Origin of the sequence: Serratia oryzae (assembly GCF_001976145.1) — a bacterium.
Taxonomy (GTDB): Bacteria; Pseudomonadota; Gammaproteobacteria; order Enterobacterales; family Enterobacteriaceae; genus Chania; species Chania oryzae.
The window spans coordinates 1-1,663 of the sequence record NZ_MOXD01000038.1 but is presented as its reverse complement, the minus strand read 5'-3'; the positions used below and the strand labels follow the sequence as shown (position 1 = coordinate 1,663).

Below are 1,663 nucleotides of genomic sequence, written 5' to 3'. Positions count from 1 at the left end.
AATCAATATCGTTCGGTAAGGAGGTGATCCAACCGCAGGTTCCCCTACGGTTACCTTGTTACGACTTCACCCCAGTCATGAATCACAAAGTGGTAAGCGCCCTCCCGAAGGTTAAGCTACCTACTTCTTTTGCAACCCACTCCCATGGTGTGACGGGCGGTGTGTACAAGGCCCGGGAACGTATTCACCGTAGCATTCTGATCTACGATTACTAGCGATTCCGACTTCATGGAGTCGAGTTGCAGACTCCAATCCGGACTACGACGTACTTTATGAGGTCCGCTGGCTCTCGCGAGTTTGCTTCTCTTTGTATACGCCATTGTAGCACGTGTGTAGCCCTACTCGTAAGGGCCATGATGACTTGACGTCATCCCCACCTTCCTCCGGTTTATCACCGGCAGTCTCCTTTGAGTTCCCACCCGAAGTGCTGGCAACAAAGGATAAGGGTTGCGCTCGTTGCGGGACTTAACCCAACATTTCACAACACGAGCTGACGACAGCCATGCAGCACCTGTCTCACGGTTCCCGAAGGCACCAAGCCATCTCTGGCAAGTTCCGTGGATGTCAAGAGTAGGTAAGGTTCTTCGCGTTGCATCGAATTAAACCACATGCTCCACCGCTTGTGCGGGCCCCCGTCAATTCATTTGAGTTTTAACCTTGCGGCCGTACTCCCCAGGCGGTCGACTTAACGCGTTAGCTCCGGAAGCCACGCCTCAAGGGCACAACCTCCAAGTCGACATCGTTTACAGCGTGGACTACCAGGGTATCTAATCCTGTTTGCTCCCCACGCTTTCGCACCTGAGCGTCAGTCTTTGTCCAGGGGGCCGCCTTCGCCACCGGTATTCCTCCAGATCTCTACGCATTTCACCGCTACACCTGGAATTCTACCCCCCTCTACAAGACTCTAGCTTGCCAGTTTCAAATGCAGTTCCCACGTTAAGCGCGGGGATTTCACATCTGACTTAACAAACCGCCTGCGTGCGCTTTACGCCCAGTAATTCCGATTAACGCTCGCACCCTCCGTATTACCGCGGCTGCTGGCACGGAGTTAGCCGGTGCTTCTTCTGCGAGTAACGTCAATCACCACACGTATTAAGTGTGATGCCTTCCTCCTCGCTGAAAGTGCTTTACAACCCGAAGGCCTTCTTCACACACGCGGCATGGCTGCATCAGGCTTGCGCCCATTGTGCAATATTCCCCACTGCTGCCTCCCGTAGGAGTCTGGACCGTGTCTCAGTTCCAGTGTGGCTGGTCATCCTCTCAGACCAGCTAGGGATCGTCGCCTAGGTGAGCCATTACCCCACCTACTAGCTAATCCCATCTGGGCACATCCGATGGCGTGAGGCCCGAAGGTCCCCCACTTTGGTCTTGCGACGTTATGCGGTATTAGCCACCGTTTCCAGTAGTTATCCCCCTCCATCAGGCAGTTTCCCAGACATTACTCACCCGTCCGCCGCTCGCCGGCAAAGTAGCAAGCTACTTTCCGCTGCCGCTCGACTTGCATGTGTTAGGCCTGCCGCCAGCGTTCAATCTGAGCCATGATCAAACTCTTCAATTAAAAGCTTGATGTGCTGCAACATGTGCAGCGATGCTCAAAGATTACTTCGTAATAATTCACTTAAATGAATTACTGCTTGGTCACTCTTCAAGACTTGATATTTTT

1 rRNA gene is annotated in these 1,663 nt (G+C 53.1%); it reads right to left on the bottom strand.

The features are described 5' to 3' along the window. Positions 1-16: 16 nt before the first annotated feature. Positions 17-1,558, bottom strand: a 16S ribosomal RNA gene (locus BMI79_RS22760). Between the last annotated feature and the right edge of the window lie 105 nt (positions 1,559-1,663).